The organism is Sorangiineae bacterium MSr12523 (assembly GCA_037157775.1).
Taxonomy (GTDB): Bacteria; Myxococcota_A; Polyangia; order Polyangiales; family Polyangiaceae; genus Pendulispora; species Pendulispora brunnea.
Window position 1 is genome coordinate 4,566,803 of the sequence record CP089982.1, and the last position, 25,001, is coordinate 4,591,803.

The window sequence follows — 25,001 nt, forward strand, 5'->3', positions numbered from 1 at the left end:
GGGGTGATCTCCAAAGGCGAGTCTTCGCCGCCCGACGAGACGATCCCGCAGCGCAACGCCACGGCACCGACCCCGCCGACGGCACCGCTTGCCCCGCAGATAGGAACGGCCGCGCAAGCGGGATCGGGCACGTCGTCCTCGTCGCCGTCGAATCCGGACGACACCGGGCGAGGGCGCATCATCGCCACGCCGGCCCCCAGCTCGACGCCGCTCGATCGCTACTCGCAGACGCACATCCCCATCGAGGTGCGCGAACGCATCCGCGCGATCGTTCGCGAGGTCGTCGAGGAATCGATGCAGCCGCTCGTTCGCTGGCAGAAAGACGTGGAGACGCGCCTTTCGCGCGTGTCGGTCGGCGGTGTGCCGCCCTCCTCGGGCAACGCTTCCTACAACGGCGGTCCCTCTTCGGTGGCGTCCCCCATCGTCGTGGACCGGGCGTCCTTCAACGATCCTTTCGTGCCGGTGTCCGCCCCGGCCGCGCGCTCCTCGAATCTCGACGTCGTGCCCAGCCCGGGAGGCCCCGTCGACGTGCCGCTGGAGTTGGACGGTGGCCGTCGCAAGCGCTCCGTCATTTGGATCATCGCCACCGTGGTGCTCTTGCTGCTCGTCGGCTTCCTCTCGGCGATGGCCACGAGTCAGTTGCGATAGGGCCGTTAGGGGGCGCTCGCGGCAGAAAGCCGAACCAGCAGCGCCCGCATGTCACTGGGGATGGGGACGGCGCGCATGGCGTCGAGATCCGTCGTGACCACGACGTGCTTCACCTCGGCCACGGGAAGGCCATCCGCGGCGCGCGTGATGGTGTACCCCAGCGAGAAGGACCGGCTGCCCACGTGCAGAAGCTTCACCTCGAGGCGCGCGACGTCGCCGTAGCGGAGCGGGGCGCGGTAGTCGGCCTCCACGTGCACCGTAGGCAAGCCGATGCGGCGTTCCATGACCAGACGCACGTAGCCGCCCTCGAGCGGCTCGAAGAGCGCGGCCATGGCATCGTGGCAATAGTTCAGAAAGATGGGGAAAAAGACGATGCCGGCTGCGTCGACTTCTTCGAAGCGCACCGCCCTGTCATAGGTGAGCATGCGACTCGAGATCCTCGGCCAAGCTCTTTTTCGCCGCCTCGGGGAGCTCGACGCTGGCGCGGTAGCTCGCATGGTCCACGATCAACTCGACCTTGGCACCGGAGCGGAACGCCGAGACGCCCTTCTCGGAAAGCGGGAACTTCAGGTACAGCACCGCGGACGCGCGATCGGGCAGGATGCGCTCGGGATCCCACGTCGCATGGAACCGCTGGCCATCGACCACGAGTGCGATGTGCTGCTCGATGCCCTTGGCCTCGGGCAAAAAGGCTTCGCGCGTGGTGCGGTCGTCGATCTCGATCATCACGGTGGCGGACAACTCGTTGTCGCCGGGCAGGAGCTGGTTGTACGTGGCAATCTCGTGTTCGATGGCCGCTTCGCGGGTGATGCGCTCGGTGCGGAGCATCTCTTGAATCTGCAAGAGCACCGTGTCGCGGTTCTCGAACACCGCGCTCGCGTACGGGCCGAGGTTGACGCGGCGGAGCTTTTTCTCGCCGATGACGCGCGCGCGAAAGTGGGGACGGATGGCCTCGTAATCGCCGAGGCTCAAAATCTCGTTGCGGACTATGGGTTTCATCGGGTGGCCTCCTCCGTCGTACGCGAAGATGCCTCGGATGCACGCGAAATCGCGACGCCGTAGGCGCTGGCGAGCGCTTCGACGGGGTGGATCGCTTGCACACCGTTTTCCTTCTGGATTCGGCGCGCGGCGAGCTGGCAATCCGATACGACCAACTCGGCCTCGGCCGCCTCGATGCCGCGAACGAGCTTCTGCGCGTACTTGCGCCCTTCCTCGTAGTTCTGGGCCTTCATGCCCCAGGTGCCATCGACCGCCGAGCATTGCTCCACGAGCTCGACCTCCGTGTCCTGCACCAGATTGAGCACGCGCATCGCCGGATAGCCGATCTTCTGCGCGCGCAAATGGCAAGGCGCGTGGTAGGCGATCTTGCCCAGCGGCTTGGTGAATTCCTTGTTCAACTTCTTCTCGCGCCGCAGCTTGTCGAAGAAGCCCATCAAGTCGTAGACGTTGGCGGCCACCTCGCGCGCCTCGGGGGTGCCGAGCAGCTCCGGGTACTCGTTCTTGACGGTCATCGTGCACGTGGGCTGTGCACCCACGATGGCGTATCCCTCTTTCAACGCGCGGTGCAGGGAGGCCACGTTGAATCGCGCCTTGGCCTTCGCGCTCTCCAAATCGCCGCCGTCGAGGCTGGGCATTCCGCAGCACTGTTGCTCGGGGCGGAACACCGAATAGCCATTCTTCTCCAGCGCGCGCACCGCGTTCGCGGGCACGGTGGGGAAGTAGAAATCGCCGAGGCACGTCGAAAAGAGGGCGACTTTGCCCGCCGTTCCAGCCCCGGGCAGCGGCTCGTGGTGCTGCAGCCACTTCGCGAACGGCTCACTGGCATACGGCGGTACGGGAAACTCGCTGGAGATGCCCGCCACCCGCTCGATGGACTTGCGAACGAGCCGATTGGCATTCACGAAGTTCACCAGCGGCGCCGCGAACCCGGCCACCATGCTGCCGATGACGCCCGGCTCACCGAGCGCGGTCTCTTGCAGCGATATGCCTTTGCGGCGCGAACGCTGCGCCTTCTCGCGCATCAAGATGCGCGGAACATCGACCAGCCATTCGTGCCCTTCGTCCGGCGTGTACGGGCACTTGATGTAGCAAATCTTACATTGCCAGCAGTGATCGGTGACGCTGGTGAAGTCGTCCGATCCGAGCCGCTCGGCACCCACCGCACCTGCCTCGATGTCGCGGTCCACGCGCGCGAACATGTCGGGGAAGGAGCCGCAGTAGTTCACGCACATGCGGCAGTTGTGGCAAATCTCGATGACGCGACGAAGTTCACCTTCGAGATCGCGCGCGTCCCAGTAGCGCTCCTCGTTCGGGTTGAACTCGGGTTTCTCGGTCGGGCGAGGGTCGATCTTGCTCATGCTCGTGCGCCACCATAGTCGACAACGCTGCGTCTTACCCCCTCGCGCACCCCAATCCCGTACACGTACACGTTCCCTTTCCCGCTCCCGAAAAGAGACGGGAACGGGAACGGGAACGTGTACGTGTACGGGCAGGGGGACGTTCGGGTCGATTTATCCGAGAACTTCGAGCATCTTCGTGAAGCGGCCCGCGTGGCTCTTCTCAGCCTTGGCGAGCGTCTCGAACCACTCGGCGATGTCGTCGAAGCCCTCTTCGCGCGCGGTCTTCGCCATGCCCGGGTACATGGTCTCGTACTCGTGCGTCTCGCCGGCGATGGCGCTCTTGAGGTTCTTCTCCGTGTTGCCGAAGGGGAGGCCGGTCGCGGGATCGCCCACCGACTTGAGGTAGTCGAGGTGGCCGTGCGCGTGGCCGGTTTCACCGTCGGCGGTCTCCTTGAAGTTGCCCGCGATCTCCGGGTAACCCTCGACGTCCGCGACCTTTGCGAAATAAAGGTAGCGGCGGTTTGCTTGCGACTCGCCCGCGAAGGCTTCCTTCAGATTGCCGAGCGTCTTGGTTCCTGCAAGTGACTTGCCCATGGCTCCCTTTCTCCTTTTCTTCGCTGCTGCTCAGGCGCGTGCTTTTCGGGCGCACGCACCGCAAATTCCGCGGTAGACCTGCTCCACCGCGCGAACGTGAAAGCCGTCCGCACGCTCGCGGACCGATTGCGCAGCCGCATCGCTCGGGGTCAGCGTTTCGGCCGGGATATCGACGATGACACCGCACGTGTCGCACACGGCGTGGTGGTGCGGCATGCGGTTCGGATCGAACCGGGCGGCGTGCCCGTCGAGCCGCAAGGTGCCGGCGAGGTTGGCCGCCGTGAGCGCGTCCAGCGTGTTGTAGACGGTGGCGAAACTCATCGTCGGAAACTCACGATGGAGCCGATCGAAGAGTTCCTGCGCCGTGGGGTGGCTGGGATCGCAGGCGAATTGCTCGACGATGGCGCGCCGCTGCGGCGTGAGCTTCAAGCCGAGGGTCCGCAAATCGCTCATCATCTGCGCGATGCGCTCTTCCCGCGGCGGTTCGCCGGCAGAAGAGGGTTGGTCGCCTGCTTCCTTGGACTTCATTCGCCAGCACGGAAGCGTAATGAGAAAGATTCTAAATTGCAAACGGAGGGCGCACGTATCCTGTGGGTCGGTAGCTCAGGGAACAGTTCAGCTAAGCGCGCCAAAACAATGCGAAAATGAGCGAGCTCAGAGCAACGAGCACCGCGCCCGCATAGACCTCCGTCGAGAGGTGCCGGGAGAGGTACAGCACCCCGGCACCGGGAAAGACCGCAATGGAGAACATGCCGAGACCGGCCCGAACGGTGTCGGCAAGGTGATGCTTGTGGAGAAGGGGAAGCGGTCGAGCGAAGTCGGAGGTCGAATCGAGTAGGCGATCATGGGGCTCTTTCCCGACGAGGAGCGACCCAAACGGGAGCTGTCGAATCGGCCTCCGGCTACGCCGGACCACATACGGCATCGAGGCATCATCCGCGTGTGAGGTGAAAATGAAATCAACTTTCATTTTCAAATCATGAATGCCCCAACTCCGAGACCGTGTCAACGGCTTTCAAAGCTGAAGAACGAAAAGCCGCGGCTGGGTCAGTGCTCCATGGCGGCCGGTGGATCCGATGCGATGGACGGCAGCGGTGCGCCCTCGGGCAGGTGAAGGACGATGCGGCCGATGGCACCGCCGCCCCCGCCGCTCGCCGATCCGCCCTTGCCGCCCGGTTGCGGAGGCTGGGCGCCCGTGCCGCCAGCGCCTCCTGGGCCGCCCACTTGATTCAGCTCGGGGGCGTGCCCTCCGCGTCCACCGGAGCCGCCCACCGCGACCAGTTTGGCGCCGCATCCTGCCGTGATGCTGGGAGCGTCGAGCACGATCGTGCCTCCGCTCCCACCGCCTCCGCCCCCACCCGGATAATTCACGTGCGGCGTGTATCCGTCCCGGCCGTTCCAGCCATTCTCACCGTGGGCATCGACGGTGCCTGAAAGGGCGAGCTCGTGGCACGCCACGAGTTGGATCGCGCCCCCGGCATAGCCTCCAAGGCCGTCCCATTGGCTGTTCCCGTAGCCTCCCGTGGATCCGGTCACGACTGGCGTTCCGCTCGTCGGCCCGAAGGCGATTCCGCCCGTGCCGCCGGCGGAATCGCCGCCGGACGCGCCGGCGCCGATATGCCCCGCACCTCCGGATCCTGCGCCGTCACCTTGCGCCGGTCCGCCGACACCCCGGGGGTCGCCGCCACTGGCGATGGCGTTGACGCTGCCGCCGCTGGGGATGGCGAAGGTATTCGTGGCGACGATGGCCAGCACGCGCGTGGCGTCGCCCCACGACGTTAGCTTGCCGGCGATGGTCACGTTGGCGAACTTGCGAACGCAGATGGACGGCAAGCCATCGGGCTGCGAGATGAGTGCATCGCATGTCGGGGAGGGGTCGAGCGAGGCGGATTCGCCGGCCGCGACGTTGAAGTCCGTGCTGCCGGGAATATCGCAAATGTCAGCGGGAAGGTTCGCCGGCGTCCATGCCGCAGGTGCCTCGTTCGCACGCCCCTCCGTCAGCGAGGTGTCGATGCGCGGCGGATTGCCGTCCTGAGAGGAACACGCGAGAAGGACTGCACCAGCTCCAAAGTACGCAAGACCAAGGCGAAGCATCACGAGAAGGCTCCTTGTATTGTGCAATTGAAAATCAATGTGTGGCGATGACGCCGATGGACGCGGGCGGATCGGACGCGATGTCGGGGACCGATGCGTCGGCGGGCACGTTGACGATGATGCGGCCCACCGAGCCTCCGCCTCCGCCGCCGGCGTAGTTCCGCGAGTCCCCGGCACCGCCCTCGCCGGGAGGTGACGCGCCGGTTCCGCCGGCGCCGCCCGCTGCGCCGGCCCCACCGTACGGAGGTGTGACGCGCCAGGTATCGCCCCCATTTCCACCGGCACCGCCCACCGCGCGCAGGCTTGCGCCCGACGTCGTGATGCGTGCGGCCTCGATAACGAGGGTGCCGCCGCTCCCGCCGCCGCCCCCGCCCGCGGCAGCCTCGTACGGGCTCGGGTGCGGGTACTCGTGCGGAGGCTCGATGAAGTTATCGCCCTTACCGCCCGGGGCTCCGCTCACGCTGATGCTGCCCGCGAGATGGAGAGCTCCGCACGATACGAGCTGCACGGCGCCGCCCCCTCGACCGGGCGCCCCGCCTTTCGCGGGTGCGTAGCTTCCGTCGCTTCCGGACGCTCCGGGGGCGCCGGACACCAATGCCGCTCCCGTGGTGGGCCCGTACGCTATGCCGCTGCAGTGGTTGGGCATGTCCGGCATGCACGAACCTGTGCCGCCACCGAGTGTGACGTGGCCCGCCCCACCACCACCGCTCGACAAGGGCCCCATGTAGCCGGTGCCGCGCCGATCCGGTGCCGCGGGAGCTTCTTGCGCGGAACCGCCGCCGCTGCCGTCGATGATTCCGCCCGCGGCCAGGGTGAAGCCATCCGTTGCCACGATGGCCATCGCCGGCGAACCGGGCGCGCTTGCGCGGAGACTCAAGGTGCCTTCGACGGAGACGCTCGCGTACTTGCGCACGCAGATCGACGGCAAGCCTTCGCCTTGCGGCACCAGCGCATCACACGCCCCGCTGGGGTCGAGCAACATCGTCGTTCCGGCCGGGACGACGAGGGCATCCGTGCCCGGAACATCGCAAATATCCGACGGCAAGTTCGACGGAGTCACCCGAGAGGCTGGTCGAGCGTCCGGCGTTGCGGCACAGTCGTTTCCCGCATCGGTCGCCGGGGACGCGTCACCTCCCGCGTCGACGCGCGGTGTCGGATCTTCGCCTTCTCGGATGGGCGTCGGGTCGTTTCCGACCGAGCTCGAAGCCGAAGAGCACGCGATGAGTGCACCGCACACCAACCACGAGCCGTAACGTACGTTCATGACCAGTCACCTCGAAAGAAGGGTTCTCTCGGGGATTGGCCCGGCCTTCGCGGATCCGTCAGTGGGGATCCGCGAAAACCCAAATTCGAAAATGTTGCGAGCGATCGACCTAGTGCGTGCCGATGACGCCGATGAACGCGGGCGGATCGGATGCGAGGGCAGGGACGGTGGTGCCTCGAGGTACGTTGATCACGATGCGGCCGGCGGCACCGCCCCCGCCACCACCGGTCGAGAAGCCGGGAGGCATGATGCCGTCCGTCGGCGGGCGCGTGCCGTTGCCGCCAAGGCCGCACCCGCACGGGTCGACACCCAGTTCCGCGCATCCGCCGTTGCCGCCCGTGGCAACGAGGCGACCGTTGCCGCTGTTCGTGACGCGCGCGGCCTCGACGACGATGGTTCCGGCGCTCGCGCCGCCGGTGGCGCCGCCCGGAAACGGTGGGCGGGTGATGCCGGGCGCTCCGATCATGCCCTCCACCGAGATTTGGCCTGATAGGTCCAAGGTGCCGCACGAGACGACTTGCACGGCGCCCCCTCCGCGCCCTGTGGAGCTCGAGCCCGGAACGAGGGCAGCGCCCGTGGTCGGACCGAAGGCGGCGCCTCCTGCGGTACCTCCGCCGCCTCCGCCTCCCGGGGTGACGTGTCCGCCACCCCCGCCGCCGTTCCACGATGAGGGAGCCGGCGGCTGGCCCTGCGGCTGCGGCGCATTGGCTCCGTCCTCGCCATGGATGAAGCCGCGCAGCTGCATGGATCGCGTGGCCACCAAGGCGAGAGCACGAGCACCCTTCAACGTGACCACGCCGTCGATGGTCACGTTTGCAAACTTGCGCACGCAAATCGTGGGAAGGCCGTCGGCCTGAGGAACCAGTGCGTCGCACGCGGCGTCGGTGTCGAGAACGACGGCATCGCCACCGGCGGGGACGTTGAAGTTACCCTTGCCGGGCGTGTCGCAGGTGTTCGCGGGCAGGTTCGATGGGGTCAATCGCGCGCCCAGCGTTTGCTCTGCGCGCTGCAGTGCGGTGTCGTCTTGCTCCGAGCCATCATCCTGCGACGAACACGCCGCGAGCACGCACAGTCCCAACCACGAAATACGACGCACAACCTGGGTCATCGGCACCTCCAACAGGGTCTTTGTTGGAGATTGGGCCGAGGTCCGAGGATCCGTCATCGCGTCGCGAAATCGGATTTATCGCGTCAAATGCCCGCCGATGGTGCCAACCCCTTGCGCTCCCATCCATGCAGAGTCGTCGCGGTCCTTCAGTGCGTGCCGACGATAGAAAAGTTGCCTCTATTCTTCGCGCTTGCGGCGGCCGCCCAGCACGGCCAGCTTGAAGTAGCTCAGTTGACTCCGCGCGGCGTGCTTCGCCAGCTCGAGGCGGCTGCCTTCGCGCTTCGTCGGGGCTTGGTCGGTGAGCTCGCCCGCTTCGTACAGCGTGCGCGTCTTGGCGCGTTGCAATTTTCCGCTCGACGTCTTGGGCAAGGTGCCCGCCGGTAGGGCGACCACGTCGTCGATGGTCAGGCCCAGCCCGTCCTGCACGGACTTGCGGATCTCTTTGGAGATGCGTTGCGTCTGGGCCATGTCATGTGCGTCCTGCGTCTCGAAGGCGATGACCACGCGCTCGCGATCGGCCTCGATGCCGCTCGGATGCCGCGAGCCGAATGCGATGACACTGCCCTTGCGCACGCCGGGCACCTGGCTCGCTTCCCACTCCATGTCCTGTGGGTAGTAATTGCGGCCGTTGACGATGACGACCTCCTTGATGCGCCCGCAGATATAAAGCTCGTTGTCGTGCAAGAAGCCGAGATCGCCCGTGCGCAAGAATGGCCCGGCGAAGGCTTCGCGGGTGCGCTCCACGTCCTCCCAGTAGCCGTGCATCACACTGGGGCCCGAGATGCGGATCTCTCCCACCTTGCGTTCCTCGAGCGGATGTTCGCTCGTCACGTCGTCCGGATCGAAGATGCGGATCTGGTGCTCGGGGAAGGCGCGTCCGCACGAGACGAGGCGGACCACAGTGTCGGGGTTGTCCAATCCGGAGCGCGGCGGGATGTCGTCCGCCAGCTTGACCACGCCCTCGGACCAGAGCGTGGGCCCATCGAGCGCCAGGACCTTGGGCCCCTGATCGAGGTTGCTGAAGGCGATGGCCAGCGACGATTCGGCCATGCCGTAGGAAGGCACGAAGGCGCTCTTCTTGAAGCCCACGCCGGCGTAGGTCGAGGCGAAGGTCTCCAACGTCTCCGGCCGGATCGGCTCGGCGCCGCAACCCGCCACGCGCCAGCTCGAAAGGTCGATGCCCTCGAGGTCCTTCTCGCGGATGCGTTTGAGACACAGCGCGTACGCGAAGTTGGGCGCGTAGGCGATGGTGCCCTTGTGCCGCGTGATGGTCTGGAACCACGTGATGGGCCGCTTCAAAAAGAGCAGGGGCGACAGGTACACCGTCGGTACGCGGTAGTAGAGCGGCGCGATGACGAAGCCGATGAGGCCCATGTCATGGTAGAGCGGCAGCCACGACACGCCGACGTCACCTTCGCGCGCGGCAAGGCCGTCGTCCATGATGCAGGCGAGGTTTGCGGCCAGATTGGCGTGGGTGAGGCTGACGCCCTTGGGGCGGGAGGTGGAGCCGCTGGTGAACTGAAGAAAGGCAATGTCGTCCAGCGTAATTTTCTCGGGACGCAGCGCCTCCATGGACTCACGGATGGCCTCCACGGCCACCACCTGCTCGAGGGCAGGGCAGGCCGACTGCACCGTGCCGAGCAACCGCTTGATCTTCGCCGGCGTGATGAGCGCACGCGCACCGCTTTTTTCCACGATGTGGCGCGTGTTGTCGAGGTAGGTCTGCAGCTGCCCCGGGCCGAGCGGCGGGTAGATGGGGACGGGGATGATGCCGGCCACGATGGCCCCGAAGAAACAGAGGACGAAGTCTTCGTTCGCCGGCAAAATCAGGGCAACGCGGTCCCCTTTGCGCAGGCCGAGGGCCTGCAGGGCCCCGCCGTAACGGGCGGAGGCGCGCTCGATGGCGGTGAAGGAGAAGGACGCCTCACTCGTCTCGGTGACGCCCCGTGTGCCGGGGACGCCGCTCTCGGGGACGAAGCGAAACCCGCGCGTGGGGGCGGTTTTCGCGGCATCTTCGATGGCTTGGGCGATCGTGCGAGCGTTTGCCATATCTTCCTCGGTGCTTACCACGAAAAGATGCCAGAGGACTCGCCAGGCTTTGACAAAGACCGACGGGTCCCGCGATAATTTGCCCCATGCCGCTCATCGAGACCGAGGAAGCCGCCCGACGCCTGGCGCGCGCCATTGCCAGCGATTTATCGCTCTACAACGAAGACAAGATCGTCAACGGCATCACCAACGACAACCTGTTCGATGCTCTTTCGGAGGAGATCGAAGAGGGGCGTGCGCTCTTCAAGCGCCGCGTTTCGCCCGAGCTTTACCCGCGCAATTTCTACGATCGCGCGCTCGTTGACATTTTGGTGAAGGCCAAGGGGCACATCAAATCCAAGGTTTGGTAGAGGCTACCCAAACGATCACGCTCGTCGCGCCACGCGAGGCGTCCGGTGTGCGGCTCGACCGGTTTCTCGCAGGCGCGCTGGCGTCGCATCCGGCGGCGCCTTCCCGCGCGGAGCTGCAGCGCTGGATCGAGGCGGGCCACGTCACGGTGGACGGTGCCCCGGCGCGCGCTGCGGCGAAGCTGCGTCCGGGGCAGGCGGTGCAGGTGCGCCCTGCGCCACCGGAAACGAGCACCGCAACGCCCGATGCCGGCGTCGTGTTCGACGTGCTCTACCAGGACGATGACCTGGTGGTGATCGACAAGCCCGCGGGCCTGGTGGTGCATCCGGCACGGGGGCATGAGACGGGCACGCTGGTGAACGGCCTGCTCGCGCGCGGGCTGGTGGAGCGCATCGGCGACGAGCACGACGACGATCCGCGCTATGCGCGCCCGGGCATCGTGCACCGCATCGACAAGGGCACGAGCGGCATCCTCGTGGTGGCGCGCCACCCACGGGCGCGTGAGGCGCTCAAGCTGCAGTTTCAGGCGCACAGCATTTTGCGCGAGTACGAGGCCATCGCGGTGGGCGACGTGCGCTCGCAGACCTTTGCGACCTTGCACGGCCGGCATCCGACGGATCGCATGCGCTACACGAGCAAGGTCCAAACAGGAAAGCACGCCGTGACCCATGTGCGCGCGCTGGAGCGCCTGCGCAACGGGCTCGCGACGCACGTGGTGTGTTCGCTCGAGACGGGGCGCACGCATCAGATCCGCGTGCACCTTTCCGAATCGGGGCACCCCATCGTGGGCGATCCGGTCTACGGCCGCACCCCGCGCGATCCCGACTTGCGCGATGCATCGGCGCGCCTCGGGCATCAGGCGCTGCACGCGCGCATTCTGGGCTTCGTGCACCCTACGACGGGCGACTCGATGCGCTTCGAGTCGCCGCCGCCGCCCGACTTTCTCACCGCGCTGCAGTCGCTTCGCTAGCTCGGCTCGTGCCAGCTACGGCGCCATCATTTGCGCGAAGTCCTCCGGGCCGAAGATCTGCCGGAGCTCGGTTTCGCCGTTCCATCCGGGCCAGTATTGCCGGTGCAGATCCATGAAGCGCCGCGTCCACATGACGGCTTCCTCGAGCGTGGGCACCTCGTAAATCGCGTAGCCGCCCACCACCTCTTTGGCTTCGCTGAAGGGGCCGTCGATGACCTCGACCTGGCCTTTGTCGAGCCGCACGCGCACGCCGCCCTTGGCGGTGGGGGCAAGGCCACCCGATTCGATCATCACGAAGCCAGCCTTTGCGCCCTCTTCGGTGAGCCGGTCGATCGCTGCGATCAGCTCGGGCGGGGGCATTCGGTTCGTCTCGCAGCCTTTGACCATCGCCATGAATCGCATGGGGAAAATCTCCTTCTTCTCGGGCGTCGAACGGGGAGGGCCCGGATCGACAGCTTGGGTTCGAAAAAAAGGGGAGGTATCGTACAGCCTTGCTTTCCCGGGGTTGCCTGGTCGCCTTTTGCGCTTCGGCTGCCTTTGCGGGCGCGGCTTGCAACGCCTTGCTCGACAACGGTGAGGCCACCTACGTCGGCGCCGATGCTGCGCTCGACGTGGCTACCTTCGAGGATGCAGCCGGAGGGAGCGACTCGGGCATCTTCGCCGGCAAGAACGGTTCGACCTGCATCTACAGCGCGTACAACTGCCAGCTGCGCGCGGATGCCGGCGAGGACATCGTTCGCACGGCGGGGCGTGACGACGATTGGGGCATCGATTCGGGCGCCGTGATCCGCGATGGCAACGGCGACGTCCTCGCGTTGGTCGCCGTGCCCGATGCAGGCGGCGTTCCGCGCGTGCCCTTCCAATATGGACAGCGGCGCGAGCTTCCCGATGCGGGGATGCATGCCTTGGCCGCGAAGACCTCCAACGACAGCCCCGGTTGGATTGCGCTGAGCGATATCCTCGGGCTCAACAGCTTCAAGGATCGCATGGGGCCCATCGTGATCGCGCAGAGCGAGGGGCTCGCTCGGATGGCGTGTTACCGGATCCTCGACCGCACCGAGCCCGATCTCGAGGGCGCGAAGTTCGTCTACGACGCCGCCGACAAAGATCCGTCGGGCGCCGACTACCTTCCGGCGGTGCGCGCCAACGGCAAGCGCTCCGCGAGCCTCGCATTCAACGTGCCCGGCTCGATGATGCGCGGCACGATCATCGACCATTTTCCGTCGGGCACACGCTTTCAGCGGCTCAACATCGCGAGCACCTTCGGCGGCCAGCACGTCGATGCACCGCTCTGGATCAAGGATGCCGAAGGGCGTTACCGGACCTTGCACGATCGGCAGGCCTTGCCCTTCGTCTATGGGTACGTTCTCACGTCGGCGGGCGAGAGGCGCACGGGCTGGATGGCCTACGCCGCCCTCGGCCCGGTGAACAACCAGCCCTGCGACTAACCCTTGGCGAAAAGGCCCGGGTGGCGTCGCTTGAGCGCGCTCAGGGCGACGAAGCCCACGAGCACCGCAAACCAAAGCGTGGCAAACCGCACCAGGAGCATCGCGGCGGTGCTGGTGCCCTCGCTGACGTTGCCGAGCTCCATCATCTGCCGCTGCAGTGCGCCCTCGGTCACGCCAAGGCCGCCCGGGACGGGGATGATGGCGCCGGCGAGCGTGCTGGTCGCATAGAAGAAGGTGCAGAGCAGCACGCTGGTCGACTGGCCGAAGCCCTGCAGCACGACCCAGAGTGAGAGGCACTCGAAGGACCACGCGACGATGGACAGCAAGGTCGGGATCACCAGGTTTCGCGCGGCCACCAACGTGGCCAGGCTTTCGTACGCGTCGCGCAGCTTGGGGCCCATTTTGCCGACTTTGCCGGGCATGCGCTCGACCACGCCGATGATGCCCAGCGACGTGCGCCGCGAGCCGACCACGATGAGCAGCGCGAGCACGAGCACGGCGCCGATGCTCGCCCAGAGCATCCCGCCGGAAAATCCGATGGAGCCCAAGGTGATGAGCACGATGATGCCGATGAGATCCGTCACGCGTTCGGCGATGACGATGGGCGCCGTTCGTGCAACGGGCACGCCGTGCGTCTCATGGAGCACGAGCGACTTGAACACCTCGCCCACCTTGCCGGGCGAGATGGTCAGAATGAACCCGGAGAGAAACGTGAGGAAGCTATCCAGCTTGGCGACCCCGCGGATGTCGAGGCGCGCGAGGTAGAATTCCCACTTGAGAAAGCGCGTGACGTAGTTCGCAAAGGCGAACAGGCACGCTGCGAAAAAGGTCGAATAAGCGTAAGTCTGAAGCGAGCCTGCGATCTTGCCGATGCCCGTGTAGACGGCGAAGGCGCCGTAGGCGGCCACGCCGAGCAGAACGACCAAGAGAATGCGGCGAACCGGTACACCTGGCCGCGATTCGATCGGGCCGGCGGAATCCAAAGGCATCACGTCGATGTGCTCCGAGTGCGGCGGAAGCGCACGATGCCCCTGCGCCAGAGCGCGTAGACGACGGCGACCACCACGATGACTCCCCCGACGGCATAAAAGAAAGAAGGGGAGGCCTCCCAAACGCCGCGCGCCAGCCCGGGCTCGGGCCTGCGGACGATCGCCGTGGGGGTCTCGGGAGCGTGGCCAGCGCCGGCCTCTGCCGAGGGGGATTGGAAAAACGTGGAAAGCGCGACCACGGGGCCGATGTACACGTCCCCGAGGGGACGAGCAAATGGTAGCGTCATGTCAATCGTGAGAGAGGTTGACGAAGAATCGACGGACAGAGCGAGCTCTTCCGGTTCGGTTGGGTCCGGAAATGGCCAAAATGGGGCGAGGACATCGGGCAGTTTGCCTTCGCCCTCCCATGCTTTAGACGACGTTGCGCTGCTGGAAAAAGCGGCTCAAGCGAGCGCGCACCTGAAGCGAGCCGTTGGCGAACGCGTGGTTGGCCAGGAGGACGTCATCGACCTGATGCTCGTGGCGCTCCTGGCTCGCGGTCACGCGCTGCTGGTCGGTGTGCCCGGCTTGGCGAAGACCCTTTTGGTGGCGTCGCTGGCCGAGGCGCTCGATCTGAGCTTCGGACGCGTGCAGTTTACACCCGATTTGCTTCCCGCCGACATCACCGGCACCGACGTGCTGCAGGAGGAGGAAGACGGCACGGGGCAGCTTCGAAGGCGGGTGCGCTTTCTTCCGGGGCCCATCTTTTGCCACTTGGTGCTGGCCGATGAGATCAACCGCACCCCACCGAAGACACAGGCGGCGCTTCTTCAGGCGATGCAGGAGCGCCGGGTGACCGTCGGTACGAAGACGCACGTGCTGCCGGATCCGTTTCAGGTGTTCGCGACGCGCAACCCCATCGAGCAGGAGGGCACGTATCCGTTGCCCGAGGCGCAGCTCGATCGGTTCCTGCTCGAGATTCACATCGACTACCCGTCCGAGGGCGAGGAGCGCGAGATCGCGCGCAAGACGACCAGCGCCGAAATCGGCTCGGTGCCGCGCGTGCTGCTCGCCGACGACGTGCGTGCGCTGCAGTCGCTGGTGCCGCGGATTCCCGTGACCGACGAGGCGGTGGAGTTGGCCGTGGCGCTGGGCCGGGCGACGCGTCCGGTGAAGTCGGACGGGAGCAAGCTCAAAGGCGCGGCGGGAGTACCCGAGGTGGCCGAGTTCGTGCGCTTCGGCGCCGGGCCGCGCGGCTCGCAGGCGCTGGTGCTCGCGGCCAAGGCACGCGCGGCGCTGCGTGGCGAGGCTGCGGCCGACGTGGAGGACGTGCGGGCGCTCATCGTGCCGGTGCTGCGCCATCGGCTGGTTCTGAGCTACCGCGCCGAGGCGGACGGCATCCGCGACGTCGATGTGTTGGAGCGCGTGGCGGCGCACGTAGCGAGGAGGCATGGAACCGAAGTCGCGCCGCGGTAAAGCGGTCGATGAGGAGCCCAGCGAGCCGCCGCCGCAGGTCGAGCCGCAGTATCCTTCGATTCCGCCGCCGCCCCCCTCGGGGCCGTGGCGGAGCTACAAGGAGATCGTGGCGCAGCTCGCGGGGCGCATCGTGGAGGCGCAAAAGCCCATCCGCGTGCTGCAAGCGGTGCGTTGGGACAACGCCATCGAGGAGCAGTTCCTCAAGAACCGGGGCAGGGAGCTGCCCAAGGTCGATGCGGCGTATTACGCGAGCGTGGAGCTCGGGTTCGACCCGCGGCAGAAGTCCGAGGAGTTCGAGGCGATTGCGCGCGACATCGACGGGGAGCTCGGGGAGTCCGACGCCATCGGTCAGATCATGTCCGCCACCGCCCTCGAGTACCGCGATGTCGTGCGCATGCTCGCCGCGCGCGGGACGCCGCACTTCTACGCGTACTCGCGGAAGCTTTACGGCTCGCCCAAGGACCGATTCCCCGACGGCAAGTCGACGGTGCGCGATCTCGGGCACGTGCTCTACGGGATCCTCACCAAGTCGGACGAGACGTTCCTCGGCGCGACGGCGGAGCGCACGCTCACGTCGGCGGAGTGCGCGGCGGAGTTGAACGAGCGCTTCGCGCGCTACTTCGCCGACACGGAAGTGCGGGTGCAGGCGGACGACACCATTTTGGCGGATGCGGCCGCGGGCAACGATTACGTGAAGGTCCGCACGGGCGCGCTGTTTTCGCCCCGCGACATCGACATCCTCGAGGTGCACGAGGGATGGGTGCATGTTGCAACTTCGTTGAATGGCCAGCAGCAGCCGGTGGCGCGTTGGCTTTCCAAAGGTCCGCCGCGGACCACCTCGGTGCAGGAGGGGCTGGCGGCCATCCTCGAGATTTTCACCTTCCGCGCGTACCCGCGGCGGGCGCGCCGGCTGAATGACCGGGTGCTCGCCGTGGACAAGGCGGAGGACGGCGCCAACTTCATCGAGGTCTTCGAGTGGTTTCGCACCGAGGGCTACGAAGAAGAAGAATGCTTCAACAACACGCGGCGCATCTTCCGCGGCGGCGTGATGGAGGGCGGCGCTCCGTTCACCAAGGATGCTTGCTACTGCAAGGGCATCGTTCTGAACTACGCCTTCATCCGCAGCGCGATTCAGCACAATCGCGCGGATTTGATTCCGTTCCTCTTCGTCGGCAAAGTCGCCCACGAAGATGTCCCGGTTCTCGCCCGCCGCGTGGCCGATGGCGTCATCAAGCCTCCGCGTTATCTACCGTCGATGTTCCGCGACTTGAACGGCCTCGCCATCTGGATGGCCTACTCGACGTTCTTCAGCCAACTGGGCGGCGAATCCATCGCCGACCACTACGCCCGCCTCTTCGCCCGCACCGGTTGAGCTTTTGCGTTCAGCGAACCGCAATGTTGCGTTCCACCAAACGCAATGTAGCTATAGTTGAAGGGTCATGAGCAGTGCTGCGCTCGATCTTCGTGAAATTCCGCTGGAGCGTCAGCGGCGACTGCGTCGTGTTGAGTACGAGCAACTCGTCGAACTTGGCGTTTTCAAGGATGAGCGTGTTGAATTGCTCTACGGTGTCGTCGTCAAGATGAGTCCGATTGGCCCGCCTCACAACAATGCGGTGGCTCGACTCAACGAGCTGCTTGTTCTCGCCCTGGTAGGGCGGGGGGTTGAGCTGCGGCCTCAGAGTTCGTTCGCTGCCAGCGATGACTCGGAACCTGAACCTGACTTCACCCTCGTGCCGCGTGGCGACTACCGCACGGCCCATCCAGCGCAGGCCTACCTCGTGATCGAAGTGGCTCAAAGTTCCCTGAAGGACGATCGTGCGGTCAAAGCACGTCTCTACGCCGAGGCAGGAGTACCCGAGTACTGGATCGTCAACCTGGTCGATCAGGTTGTCGAGGTGCATCGAAAACCCGCGTCTGGGCGATACGAGAGCATCACCATCGTCCGAGCCGGGGAATCACTCGATATCGAGCAATTCCCCGACGTTCGCATTTCCGTCGACGCGATCCTAGGTCGTTAGTACGTCGTCGTCAGGCTATCCATCTTCGAGTTGGACGGCCACGAGAGGCGGCGGATGGCCGAGTCGATGCACGAGGCGACGCCGGAGTTGGGCGGGTTGGGGTAGACGCTGACGCCGACGGCGCGGCCATTCTTGATGGCCACTTTGACGGTGACCGTCATGTCCGATGGGGCGCCGCACCCGCTGACGAATTTGGCGTTCTTCAAGGGGCCGGTGAGTTGCGCGTCGGTCAAATCAGGCTCGGTCTTGGCCGCGCCAATGGCCACTTCTTGCACGTTGCTCGCGAGCGCGGCCTCGTAGCTCATACCGCCGCCCGAGTGGCCACCCCCGCCGCCGCCACCGCCGCCCGTGCCCGGAGCCTGCGGGCGCTTTTCCCCCTTCACGCCACCTTGCAGATTGTAATCGATGGCATTGGGATCATCGCTGAGCACCACGTCGTCTTTTCGCGAGCCCACCTTTTGATAAAGAAAGATGCCCGCGACGATGGCCACGGCCAACACCGCGCTGACGCTGATGACGATCTTCGCCGCGCCGGCGTTCTTCTCTTTGAGCTCGACCTGCGCAACGGCGCGCTTCTCCGCCACGATTTCGCGCTTCAATCCCGCTTGCTCGGCGAAGGGCGCGAACTCGGGCCATTCGCCGATGGCGTGTTCTTGCCCACTGATTTCATCACGCAAAATGTGCGAGTGGATGAACGTGTTGCTGGCAATCTGCTGCAGCAACTCCACAGCCGAGAACGGACCGTGGTCCATGCGGTCCTTGCTCACCACGTAGCGCGGACGCGGATCGGATTCGAGCTGCTGCTTGAGCATGGCCAAGCGCATCGTCGGATCGTCGCCGGTGGCGTACGCCGGTGGCGGCGCGGCGGCGGCCGGCGGCGGCATGGGGGAAATCTCCGACGGAGGCAGCATCGAAAGGCGGATGTCGACGTCGAAGCCCTCCGTGTGATCGAGGCGCGATTCGTCGGCGTCCGGCGGATGCATGCAGCGCATCGGTGCCAGATGGTGCATCGCGCTTGCGAGCGCGCCCAGATCGGCCGGGCGATGCGACGGATCGCCGACCAGCGCTTTTGCGAGCAAAATTTCGAACGCGTCGGGGATGTTGGCAATGACCGAGGCAGGCCGCCGCATGGCCGGGCCTACGGAGTGGCCCACCACCGACTCGTACAGAATGGCGCCGATCGAAAAGACGCTCGCGCGCGCATCGCCCGGTTGCAGGCTGTGTTGCTGCTCGGGCGCCAGGCATGCGCGATCGCGCGGATCGGCCGGGACCCCGGCGAGCTGCGGCTCGAGGCGCGCAAGGCCATCGTGTCCGGCGACGATGCACGAGGGATGGACGAACCATCGCTCCCCGCGCTCGTGGCGTTGTTTCAAATCGAGGGCGAGGGGAACCGCGATGGCGATTGCCTCCTCGAGCGAGAGAGCCTGCCCTTGAGAGCGGCGCGACTCGAGAAGACCTCGGAGCGACTGTCCGGGTCGTAGTGCAGATGGAGATGGGTACGCGCCCTGAGGAAACGACGCGGGCGAGGCAGACATAGTCATAAAGATTACGGCAATGTGAGGTGATCGCTCAACGGGAGCCGGCTTATTTCGTAGCGAACCACGTCCGCGTAACGCCCGCGCTTACGTCGTTGTTGCATGTGCTGCAATGAAGAGAAGTCAGGCGCCGCGTTCGCGCGCAGGCTCTGCCACGATGCTGCGACCGCCGACGACCTGACCGGCGAGCGCCGCGACCGATTTGTCGAGCCACTCGCGCCGTACGCTCACGAAACTAATGCGATCGCGCACATGGATGGGCCCGACGTCTTTCTGAGATAGCCCCGCGCCCTCGAAGAGCATGCGGTGAAAGTCGAGCGGCCCCACACCATCGCGCCGGCCCACGTTCACGAAGATGCGCGCGAACTCCTCGCTGGTCCCATTTTCGCTAGGCTCCGGCAAAGGCGTGGGAGGAGGCGGATGCTCCGAGACCGTCTGCGTAGCCGGTTCCACACGCGGATCGGTCACGGTGTAGCGCGCAACCTCGACGTCGTCTCGCACGGGCGAAGATGTGCCGTGTCGCCGAAATTCGGATCGACCGGCGCGACCGCCGCCGCCCGCCCGACGCGATGCCAGCGATGCCGCAGGCGGTGCCGCGGGTTCGACCTTCGTAGGATTTTTCGCGCGGCGTGCCTCGGCCGCATCCTGCCGCGGATTCTCACCGGCCTCTTCGCGCGCGCCGAGATGCGCACGGAGCAGGCCCGCGACGATGGGCTCGACGTCGACATGCGTGAGAAGCCTTCGCGCGAGCGCGAGATCGTCCGGGTGCGCCTGGGCCTTGCCGAAAGCCTCGGCGAACATCGTGATGAGATCGTGCTCGGAGCGCGTCTTGAGCTCCGCCGCCGAGGGCAGCTGCTTCTCGATGGGGCGAATCTTGTACGTCAGCCGAAGGATGTACAGTGCACCGATATTCTTCGGCCCCACCAACGAGATGGCCGTGCCCGTTCTTCCCGCGCGGCCCGTGCGGCCGGTGCGGTGCACGTACTGCTCCGCGCTCTCGGGAAAGTCGGCATTGATGACGTGCGTGAGGTGCGAAATGTCGATGCCCCGCGCAGCCACGTCCGTCGCGACGAGGAAGCGCAGCTTCCCCTCGCGTGTATTCTGCATGATGCGCTCGCGCTCGCGCTGCTCGAGGTCTCCATTGAGCCACTCGGCGTCGTAGCCCTGGTTCTTCAGCGTCTCGGCCACGCGCTCCGTCTCGTCGCGCGTGTTGCAGAAGATGATCGCGCTCTCGGGGTTTTCCACCTCGAGAATGCGCACGAGCTCTTTGCGCTTGTCGTTCTGCCCGACCAAGTACACGAAGTGGTGGATCTCGAGGGCGCCCACCTGGTCGCTCGAGAGCGTGACGAACTCGGGATCGCGCAGTTGGTTGACCGCGAGGCGCTCGATGTCCGGCGGGATGGTGGCGCTGAAGAACAGGCCCTGCCGTTCACGCGGCAGGAGCTCGACGATGGCGTGCAGCTCCTTGGCGAAGCCCATGGAGAGCATCTCGTCGGCCTCGTCGAGCACGAAGATGCGGATATGGTTCGGGTCGAGCGTGCCCCTGCGCAGGTGATCCAGCACGCGCCCGGGCGTGCCGGCCACGACTTGTGCGCCGGCGGCGAGCTCGTCGATCTGTTTGCCCATCGGGGCGCCGCCGTAGATGGCGGTGACCTTCGTGCCGCGGAATTGGCCGAGGTGCGTGATCTCGCGGGCGACCTGCAGGGCCAACTCGCGCGTGGGCGTGAGAATGAGCGCCTGCACGTGGGGATGACCGCGTCGCACCAGTTGGTCGACGATGGGCAGGCCGAAGGCCGCCGTTTTGCCGGTGCCGGTGCGGGCCTGCACCACCAGACTGCGCCCGCGCGAGGCCGGCTCGAACACGGCGCGCTGCACCGGCGTGGGATGCACGTAACCCAGGGCATCGACCGCACGCCGCACGTCGGCGCTCAGGGGCAGGACGTCGAACGTGGGAGGGGGAGGCGTTTGAGCTTCTTCGGACACGGGGACCTTGTATCGCTTTTTCCAGCGGTCAGTGCGGTAAATAGGCGTTGACGCTGCGCCTCAAAGGGTCGATCTCGACCATTTGCCGGCGCACGAACCCTTCCTGGGCCAATTTGAGGCGCAGGAGCGCTGCGAAAGCCTCTTGGCCGTGCGGGTGGCTCGCGCACGTGCGCTCGATGGCCGCCTCGCCCGTCCACTCAGGCTCCAGATTTTTCCGAAAGCCGGCCACCACGGCCTCTTCGGTGCGGGCTGACGCACCGTCGGGCCCGACCGAGTGTGCGAAGCCTCGCTCCAGGGCCGCCGAAAGCTGCGCGATTCCATCCGCGCAGGCCTGCCCCTCCACCGCGGCTTCGGGGCGCCCGCTGCTGGGCAGTGGCTCGATCCCCATGCCGAAGACGCCGATCATGAGCTGGTAGGTGCTCGAGAGGATGAAGGCCGTCGCAAGCCCGAGAAAGCTGCCGTAGACAAGCCGCGAGGCGAGCTTCTGTCGCGGCGTTCGCTGGGGCCTTTCGCTCGGTTCGTCGCTCACGCGCGGCACTTTACCAGTCTTCCCTCGCGCGCCTGTTGTAAAGCGAACCTCGTGTCATCGATCACGGCAGTTGCACCCGTCGCATTGGTCTTGGGTATCGAAGAGGGCACTTGGGCAAGCGGCGGCTTTTCCCGCACGATGGCCCTCACGCTGTCGGCGCATGGCGTCGCCGTCGTCGTCGTGGGCAAGGAGGAGCGCCCCCTCGGCGAGGCCGTCGGTGAAGTCGTCTACAGTGGAGGCCGCGGCCGGCACTTCGTGGGCGATCCCCGCGCACGCGAGGACCTCGAGGCGGCGATCGAGAAGGCTCGAAGCGCGTTTGGTCGTCTCGACCTGGTGGTGGCGGTCGCCGGGGAGGCCAACGCCGAGGTGATGGGCGCCCTGGGACCTGCCCTGGCATCCCGGTCCATCGCCTGCGAGGCCGTCTTCCTCCGAGGCGGTACGGACGAGGTGGATGTCGAAGCGAGGGCGAAGAAGCTCGCCGATGGCTTGACCTAAGGTTCGGCTACCACTACTTTCAAAATGTTTTGAAACTTTAGAGAGACCCCATGAACTCCGTCACGCTGTTGCAGGAGACGGCGATCCCCGAGCGTGTGGGCACCCGCGCGGCCCAGCGGATTGCCGATGTCGCGTCACTTTTCGCCGAGGACATGACGTTCGTCGACGAGGAGCTGTCGCGCGCCGTCCGTACCGGCCTCACCCCGGCCACGGATTCCGCCGCACACCTTTTGGAGGCGGGCGGTAAGAGGGTGCGGCCGCTCACCGTTCTTCTCGCCGCCTCGTGCTTCGGGGCGGCCCCGACGCAGGCCGTTCGCGAGCTGGCGGTGGTGGCCGAGCTGGTGCACCTGGCCACCTTGCTCCACGACGACGTCATCGACGACGGCATGGAGCGGCGAGGGCACTCGACCGCCCGCCGGGTTTGGGGCAACGCCGTCAGTGTGCTTGCCGGCGACCTGTTGCTCACGCATGCGCTCGAGCGCACCAGCGCAGCCGTTCGGCATGGCGGCGACGCATCGGCCCTCATCGATTTGATCACCACGCTCCGCCGGCTGGTCGATGGGGAGGTGGTGCAGCTCCGCTCGCGCTCGCGCCTCGATCTGGAGGAGGCTACGTACTTCCGGGTGGTGCGCGACAAGACGGCGTCCCTCTTTGCATGGGCAGCGCGGGTCGGCGCCCGCTCGGGCGGTGCATCCGAGGCGGCGGCGCAGTCGTTCGGCGTTTTTGGCGAACACGTTGGGATTGCGTTTCAATTGGTCGACGACTGCCTCGACTATGCGGGCGATCCCGAGCTCACGGGCAAGACGCTGCTCATCGACTTGCACGAGGGAAAGGTCACCCTGCCGCTCATCCGCGCCGTGTCGGCCGGCTTCGGCCGCGCGGAAGACGTCGAACGCGCGAAGACCGGCGACGATGCCGCGTGCCTTCGCCTCGCTCAGGCCGTGCGCAGCAGCGGGGCATGCGAGGCCGTCCGAGAAATTGCGCGGGATCATACGAACCGCGCCCTTGCCGCCCTGCACGGTGCCTCGCCCGAGGGCACCTCGCGTGAGCTTCTGGCGGCCGTCGCACGGGAGCTGACGGGCCGCACCAAGTGACGCCGGGAATCAAGATGGAAACACGGGGGCTGAGCAAAGAGACGCGCGCGTTGTGGGCGAATGAAATCGCCGTCAGCAACGTGGTGGGGCGCCTCATCGAGTTCTGGGGCTTCAAACGGAACATGGGCCGCGTCTGGGCAGTGTTGTATCTATCGCCTGACCCGCTCAGCGCCGAGGACCTGCGACAACTCCTCAAGCTCTCGAGCGGGGCGGTCAGCATGACCCTGAGTGAGCTCTCGCGATGGGGTGTCGTCCGCAAGGTCTGGGTGCAGGGTGAGCGAAGAGACTTCTATGCGGCGGAGGTGCAGCTTTGGCGGATGATCTCCCGCGTGTTCAACGAACGCGAAAAGGGGGAGATCACGATGGCCATCGACGCCTTCGAGGAGGCGCTCGCCATGCTGGACACGATTCAACTGGGGCGCGACGCGGACGCGAAGACACGGGCCCGGGTGGAGCTGCAACGCACGCGCATCGGCCAACTCCTCGAGCTGGCGCGCCTCGGGCAGCGACTGCTCGACGTCTTTCTCTCGACGGCGAAGATCGATGCCGAGCCGCTCGTGCGCTTTCTGCTCGGCACCCGCAACGAGCCGCGTTCTTAGCCCTCGTCGGCGGGCTGCTGTTCGCACGGCCGGCGGGCGCGGCCGATGCGCCGCCGCTGCAGAACAACGATTACGTCATCGAGTTTCACCAGGGGCCGCTCATCGCGCCCATCCGCGTGACGGGGCTCGCAGGCGCCTACACGGGTTATGCGGAAGGCGTCGAGGGCACGGCCTCCAATGCCGCCGCGCCCGCGGTGCGTGAGCCGTTCAGCCACAAGTGGTTCGACTACGACCTTTCGGCGAGCTTTTCCTTCCCGGGCACCTTCTCCGGCACCGACTTCGACAACCGAGGGCGCCGAAACATCTCGGGCACGTCGACCTTCGGGGACTTTCTCTACCTCAACCTCGGTTTGCAGCTTCAATTCGGCGAACTCGGCCTCGCCATCACCGACGATCTGCAGCAGTTCAATCTCACGCCGGCCACGGCGGACGATCCCGGGCTCACCTTGCAAACGAGCCGCTGGCACGCGCTCGCGGCGTACGGTTTCCTAGGCAACCAATTGGTGCTCGGGGCGGGAGCGCGCATCGTCGCTCTGCAGATCTCGCAAACGGGGCAGTTCGTGCCCGGCCGCACGCTGTTCAACATGGTGGGCGCCTCGCCCGAGGCGGGCATGCTCTACAAGCCGGACGGCGCCGTGTGGCGGTTCGGGGCCACCTTGCGGGCGCCGGTCATTGCGCGTTCGCTGGGAGAGTCGTCCACCACCGTCGACCCGTCCACCGGCGTGGAGCGCGCGGGCAAGTTCATCCTGCCCGAGAAGATCGTACAACCTTGGGAGGCCGAAATCGGCGTCTCCCTGCAGGCCGGCCCGCGGCCGCTGAATCCGCGCTGGCTCAATCCGCACATCGAGGAAGCTCCCGTGCGCGCCCGCATCGAGCGCGCGCGTGCGGAACGCGATCGCGAGCACCAGGCCAAATTGGCCGCCGCACCGCCCGGGCGACGGAACACCTTGGAGATTGCGTTCGCCGAGCAGGAACGCTCGCTCCGCATGATCGAGGACATGCGCCTCAAGGCCGAGTCCGACAGGCTCCTCGCGCAGCGCCGCGCGCGCTATGCGAACTGGCCGCGCGAGAAAATCCTCATCGTTGCGAGTTTTCTTTTCACTGGGGCGTCCGACAACACCATCGACGTCGCAAGCTTCCTCGATCAAAAGCTGGAGCCCTTCGGACGAACCGTCACGGTGATGCCCCGCTTCGGCATCGAGGCCGAACCCGTCCACGACCGCGTGCGCGCGCGCATCGGCAGCTACGTCGAGCCTTCACGCTTCCCCAACGGGAGCGTGCGGCAACACCTGACGTGCGGCGCCGACATCAAGCTCTTTCCATTCGACGCGTGGGGCCTCATTGGCGCGACGACGTGGCGAATCAGTTTCGCCGTCGACCTCGCACCCCGCTACGCCAACTGGGGCGTGGGCATCGGCGCCTGGCATTGATCTGGGCGAGCG

At 66.2% G+C, this 25,001-nt stretch carries 26 protein-coding genes; 11 read left to right on the top strand and 15 right to left on the bottom strand.

Going from position 1 to position 25,001, the window contains the following annotated elements; genetic code table 11:
- Positions 1-3 precede the first annotated feature (3 nt).
- The gene (locus tag LZC95_17995; GenBank protein ID WXA98712.1) at positions 4-648 is read left to right on the top strand and encodes a hypothetical protein; all 645 of its coding nucleotides are present in this window, start codon (positions 4-6) and stop codon (positions 646-648) included.
- A gap of 5 nt (positions 649-653) precedes the next feature.
- Here the strand turns inward: LZC95_17995 and LZC95_18000 are convergent, their stop codons facing one another.
- From LZC95_18000 to LZC95_18040, 9 genes are all read right to left on the bottom strand, one after another.
- Positions 654-1,073 (bottom strand): acyl-CoA thioesterase, encoded by a 420-nt coding sequence (locus LZC95_18000; protein ID WXA98713.1) that lies wholly within the window; start codon positions 1,071-1,073, stop codon positions 654-656.
- The gene (locus tag LZC95_18005; GenBank protein WXA98714.1) at positions 1,060-1,647 is read right to left on the bottom strand and encodes a DUF3501 family protein; all 588 of its coding nucleotides are present in this window, start codon (positions 1,645-1,647) and stop codon (positions 1,060-1,062) included. Before LZC95_18005 ends, LZC95_18000 begins: the two co-directional genes overlap by 14 nt.
- A complete protein-coding gene (locus tag LZC95_18010) occupies positions 1,644-3,005 on the bottom strand; it encodes a hypothetical protein (protein ID WXA98715.1) in 1,362 nt (453 codons plus the stop codon). The genes LZC95_18005 and LZC95_18010 overlap by 4 nt, the downstream gene beginning before the upstream one ends.
- Before the next feature lie 153 nt (positions 3,006-3,158).
- The gene (locus tag LZC95_18015) at positions 3,159-3,581 is read right to left on the bottom strand and encodes a rubrerythrin family protein (protein WXA98716.1); all 423 of its coding nucleotides are present in this window, start codon (positions 3,579-3,581) and stop codon (positions 3,159-3,161) included.
- A 30-nt stretch (positions 3,582-3,611) separates the two neighbouring features.
- Positions 3,612-4,109, bottom strand: coding sequence for a transcriptional repressor (locus LZC95_18020; protein WXA98717.1), 498 nt, complete (start codon positions 4,107-4,109; stop codon positions 3,612-3,614).
- A 519-nt stretch (positions 4,110-4,628) separates the two neighbouring features.
- On the bottom strand, positions 4,629-5,678 hold the full coding sequence (locus LZC95_18025) for a hypothetical protein (protein WXB00373.1): 1,050 nt from the start codon (positions 5,676-5,678) through the stop codon (positions 4,629-4,631).
- Between the two features lie 31 nt (positions 5,679-5,709).
- Positions 5,710-6,939, bottom strand: a complete 1,230-nt coding sequence (locus tag LZC95_18030) for a hypothetical protein (protein WXB00374.1) — start codon at positions 6,937-6,939, stop codon at positions 5,710-5,712.
- Between the two features lie 109 nt (positions 6,940-7,048).
- Complete coding sequence (locus tag LZC95_18035; protein WXA98718.1) at positions 7,049-8,047, bottom strand: hypothetical protein; 999 nt, start codon at positions 8,045-8,047, stop codon at positions 7,049-7,051.
- A 177-nt stretch (positions 8,048-8,224) separates the two neighbouring features.
- Positions 8,225-10,096, bottom strand: coding sequence for a fatty acyl-AMP ligase (locus tag LZC95_18040; protein WXA98719.1), 1,872 nt, complete (start codon positions 10,094-10,096; stop codon positions 8,225-8,227).
- 86 nt (positions 10,097-10,182) lie between these two features.
- Between LZC95_18040 and LZC95_18045 the strand changes: the two genes are divergently transcribed.
- A complete protein-coding gene (locus LZC95_18045) occupies positions 10,183-10,446 on the top strand; it encodes a hypothetical protein (GenBank protein WXA98720.1) in 264 nt (87 codons plus the stop codon).
- Positions 10,447-10,493: 47 nt separating this feature from the next.
- A complete protein-coding gene (locus tag LZC95_18050; GenBank protein WXA98721.1) occupies positions 10,494-11,414 on the top strand; it encodes an RluA family pseudouridine synthase in 921 nt (306 codons plus the stop codon).
- A 15-nt stretch (positions 11,415-11,429) separates the two neighbouring features.
- Here LZC95_18050 and LZC95_18055 read toward each other — a convergent pair whose 3' ends face one another.
- Positions 11,430-11,816 (bottom strand): YciI family protein, encoded by a 387-nt coding sequence (locus LZC95_18055; protein WXA98722.1) that lies wholly within the window; start codon positions 11,814-11,816, stop codon positions 11,430-11,432.
- An 89-nt stretch (positions 11,817-11,905) separates the two neighbouring features.
- Between LZC95_18055 and LZC95_18060 the strand changes: the two genes are divergently transcribed.
- Complete coding sequence (locus LZC95_18060; GenBank protein ID WXA98723.1) at positions 11,906-12,862, top strand: hypothetical protein; 957 nt, start codon at positions 11,906-11,908, stop codon at positions 12,860-12,862.
- Here the strand turns inward: LZC95_18060 and LZC95_18065 are convergent.
- Together LZC95_18065 and LZC95_18070 are read right to left on the bottom strand one after the other, a co-directional pair.
- Complete coding sequence (locus LZC95_18065; GenBank protein ID WXB00350.1) at positions 12,859-13,851, bottom strand: flippase-like domain-containing protein; 993 nt, start codon at positions 13,849-13,851, stop codon at positions 12,859-12,861. The genes LZC95_18060 and LZC95_18065 overlap by 4 nt on opposite strands.
- Complete coding sequence (locus tag LZC95_18070; GenBank protein WXA98724.1) at positions 13,851-14,138, bottom strand: hypothetical protein; 288 nt, start codon at positions 14,136-14,138, stop codon at positions 13,851-13,853. The genes LZC95_18065 and LZC95_18070 overlap by 1 nt, the downstream gene beginning before the upstream one ends.
- Positions 14,139-14,334: 196 nt before the next feature.
- Between LZC95_18070 and LZC95_18075 the strand changes: the two genes are divergently transcribed.
- The 3 genes from LZC95_18075 to LZC95_18085 all read left to right on the top strand — a co-directional run bounded on the left by LZC95_18075 (position 14,335) and on the right by LZC95_18085 (position 17,324).
- The gene (locus LZC95_18075) at positions 14,335-15,306 is read left to right on the top strand and encodes an AAA family ATPase (GenBank protein WXA98725.1); all 972 of its coding nucleotides are present in this window, start codon (positions 14,335-14,337) and stop codon (positions 15,304-15,306) included.
- Positions 15,281-16,678 (top strand): flavohemoglobin expression-modulating QEGLA motif protein, encoded by a 1,398-nt coding sequence (locus tag LZC95_18080; protein WXA98726.1) that lies wholly within the window; start codon positions 15,281-15,283, stop codon positions 16,676-16,678. Before LZC95_18075 ends, LZC95_18080 begins: the two co-directional genes overlap by 26 nt.
- A gap of 67 nt (positions 16,679-16,745) precedes the next feature.
- Entirely contained in the window at positions 16,746-17,324 is a 579-nt protein-coding gene (locus LZC95_18085; protein ID WXA98727.1) for a Uma2 family endonuclease, read from the top strand.
- Here LZC95_18085 and LZC95_18090 read toward each other — a convergent pair.
- The 3 genes from LZC95_18090 to LZC95_18100 form a co-directional block, all read right to left on the bottom strand.
- Positions 17,321-18,859: a hypothetical protein gene (locus tag LZC95_18090; GenBank protein WXA98728.1), complete on the bottom strand. Its 1,539-nt coding sequence runs from the start codon at positions 18,857-18,859 to the stop codon at positions 17,321-17,323. The two genes, LZC95_18085 and LZC95_18090, sit on opposite strands and share 4 nt — an antisense overlap.
- A 123-nt stretch (positions 18,860-18,982) precedes the next feature.
- Positions 18,983-20,842 (bottom strand): DEAD/DEAH box helicase, encoded by a 1,860-nt coding sequence (locus tag LZC95_18095; GenBank protein ID WXA98729.1) that lies wholly within the window; start codon positions 20,840-20,842, stop codon positions 18,983-18,985.
- A gap of 28 nt (positions 20,843-20,870) precedes the next feature.
- Entirely contained in the window at positions 20,871-21,371 is a 501-nt protein-coding gene (locus LZC95_18100; GenBank protein WXA98730.1) for a hypothetical protein, read from the bottom strand.
- Positions 21,372-21,422: 51 nt separating this feature from the next.
- Between LZC95_18100 and LZC95_18105 the strand changes: the two genes are divergently transcribed.
- The 4 genes from LZC95_18105 to LZC95_18120 all read left to right on the top strand — a co-directional run bounded on the left by LZC95_18105 (position 21,423) and on the right by LZC95_18120 (position 24,989).
- Positions 21,423-21,866 carry an SDR family NAD(P)-dependent oxidoreductase gene (locus LZC95_18105; GenBank protein WXA98731.1) on the top strand — a complete coding sequence of 148 codons (444 nt, stop codon included), beginning with the start codon at positions 21,423-21,425 and terminating at the stop codon, positions 21,864-21,866.
- A gap of 50 nt (positions 21,867-21,916) precedes the next feature.
- Positions 21,917-22,960 carry a polyprenyl synthetase family protein gene (locus tag LZC95_18110; GenBank protein WXA98732.1) on the top strand — a complete coding sequence of 348 codons (1,044 nt, stop codon included), beginning with the start codon at positions 21,917-21,919 and terminating at the stop codon, positions 22,958-22,960.
- Positions 22,961-22,974: 14 nt separating this feature from the next.
- Complete coding sequence (locus LZC95_18115) at positions 22,975-23,559, top strand: ArsR family transcriptional regulator (GenBank protein WXA98733.1); 585 nt, start codon at positions 22,975-22,977, stop codon at positions 23,557-23,559.
- A 116-nt stretch (positions 23,560-23,675) separates the two neighbouring features.
- Positions 23,676-24,989, top strand: coding sequence for a hypothetical protein (locus LZC95_18120; protein ID WXA98734.1), 1,314 nt, complete (start codon positions 23,676-23,678; stop codon positions 24,987-24,989).
- Positions 24,990-25,001: the final 12 nt, after the last annotated feature.

Bases quoted from the DNA above. Each gene is read 5' to 3' on its own strand.
- LZC95_18020 (WXA98717.1), bottom strand. From the start codon at position 4,109: ATGAAGTCCAAGGAAGCAGGCGACCAACCCTCTTCTGCCGGCGAACCG.
- LZC95_18055 (WXA98722.1), bottom strand. From the start codon at position 11,816: ATGCGATTCATGGCGATGGTCAAAGGCTGCGAGACGAACCGAATGCCC.
- LZC95_18115 (WXA98733.1), top strand. From the start codon at position 22,975: ATGGAAACACGGGGGCTGAGCAAAGAGACGCGCGCGTTGTGGGCGAAT.
- LZC95_18030 (WXB00374.1), bottom strand. From the start codon at position 6,939: ATGAACGTACGTTACGGCTCGTGGTTGGTGTGCGGTGCACTCATCGCG.
- LZC95_18005 (WXA98714.1), bottom strand. From the start codon at position 1,647: ATGAAACCCATAGTCCGCAACGAGATTTTGAGCCTCGGCGATTACGAG.
- LZC95_18065 (WXB00350.1), bottom strand. From the start codon at position 13,851: ATGCCTTTGGATTCCGCCGGCCCGATCGAATCGCGGCCAGGTGTACCG.
- LZC95_18070 (WXA98724.1), bottom strand. From the start codon at position 14,138: ATGACGCTACCATTTGCTCGTCCCCTCGGGGACGTGTACATCGGCCCC.
- LZC95_18040 (WXA98719.1), bottom strand. From the start codon at position 10,096: ATGGCAAACGCTCGCACGATCGCCCAAGCCATCGAAGATGCCGCGAAA.
- LZC95_18085 (WXA98727.1), top strand. From the start codon at position 16,746: ATGAGCAGTGCTGCGCTCGATCTTCGTGAAATTCCGCTGGAGCGTCAG.
- LZC95_18080 (WXA98726.1), top strand. From the start codon at position 15,281: ATGGAACCGAAGTCGCGCCGCGGTAAAGCGGTCGATGAGGAGCCCAGC.
- LZC95_18035 (WXA98718.1), bottom strand. From the start codon at position 8,047: ATGACCCAGGTTGTGCGTCGTATTTCGTGGTTGGGACTGTGCGTGCTC.
- LZC95_18045 (WXA98720.1), top strand. From the start codon at position 10,183: ATGCCGCTCATCGAGACCGAGGAAGCCGCCCGACGCCTGGCGCGCGCC.
- LZC95_18110 (WXA98732.1), top strand. From the start codon at position 21,917: ATGAACTCCGTCACGCTGTTGCAGGAGACGGCGATCCCCGAGCGTGTG.
- LZC95_18090 (WXA98728.1), bottom strand. From the start codon at position 18,859: ATGTCTGCCTCGCCCGCGTCGTTTCCTCAGGGCGCGTACCCATCTCCA.
- LZC95_18015 (WXA98716.1), bottom strand. From the start codon at position 3,581: ATGGGCAAGTCACTTGCAGGAACCAAGACGCTCGGCAATCTGAAGGAA.
- LZC95_18010 (WXA98715.1), bottom strand. From the start codon at position 3,005: ATGAGCAAGATCGACCCTCGCCCGACCGAGAAACCCGAGTTCAACCCG.
- LZC95_18000 (WXA98713.1), bottom strand. From the start codon at position 1,073: ATGCTCACCTATGACAGGGCGGTGCGCTTCGAAGAAGTCGACGCAGCC.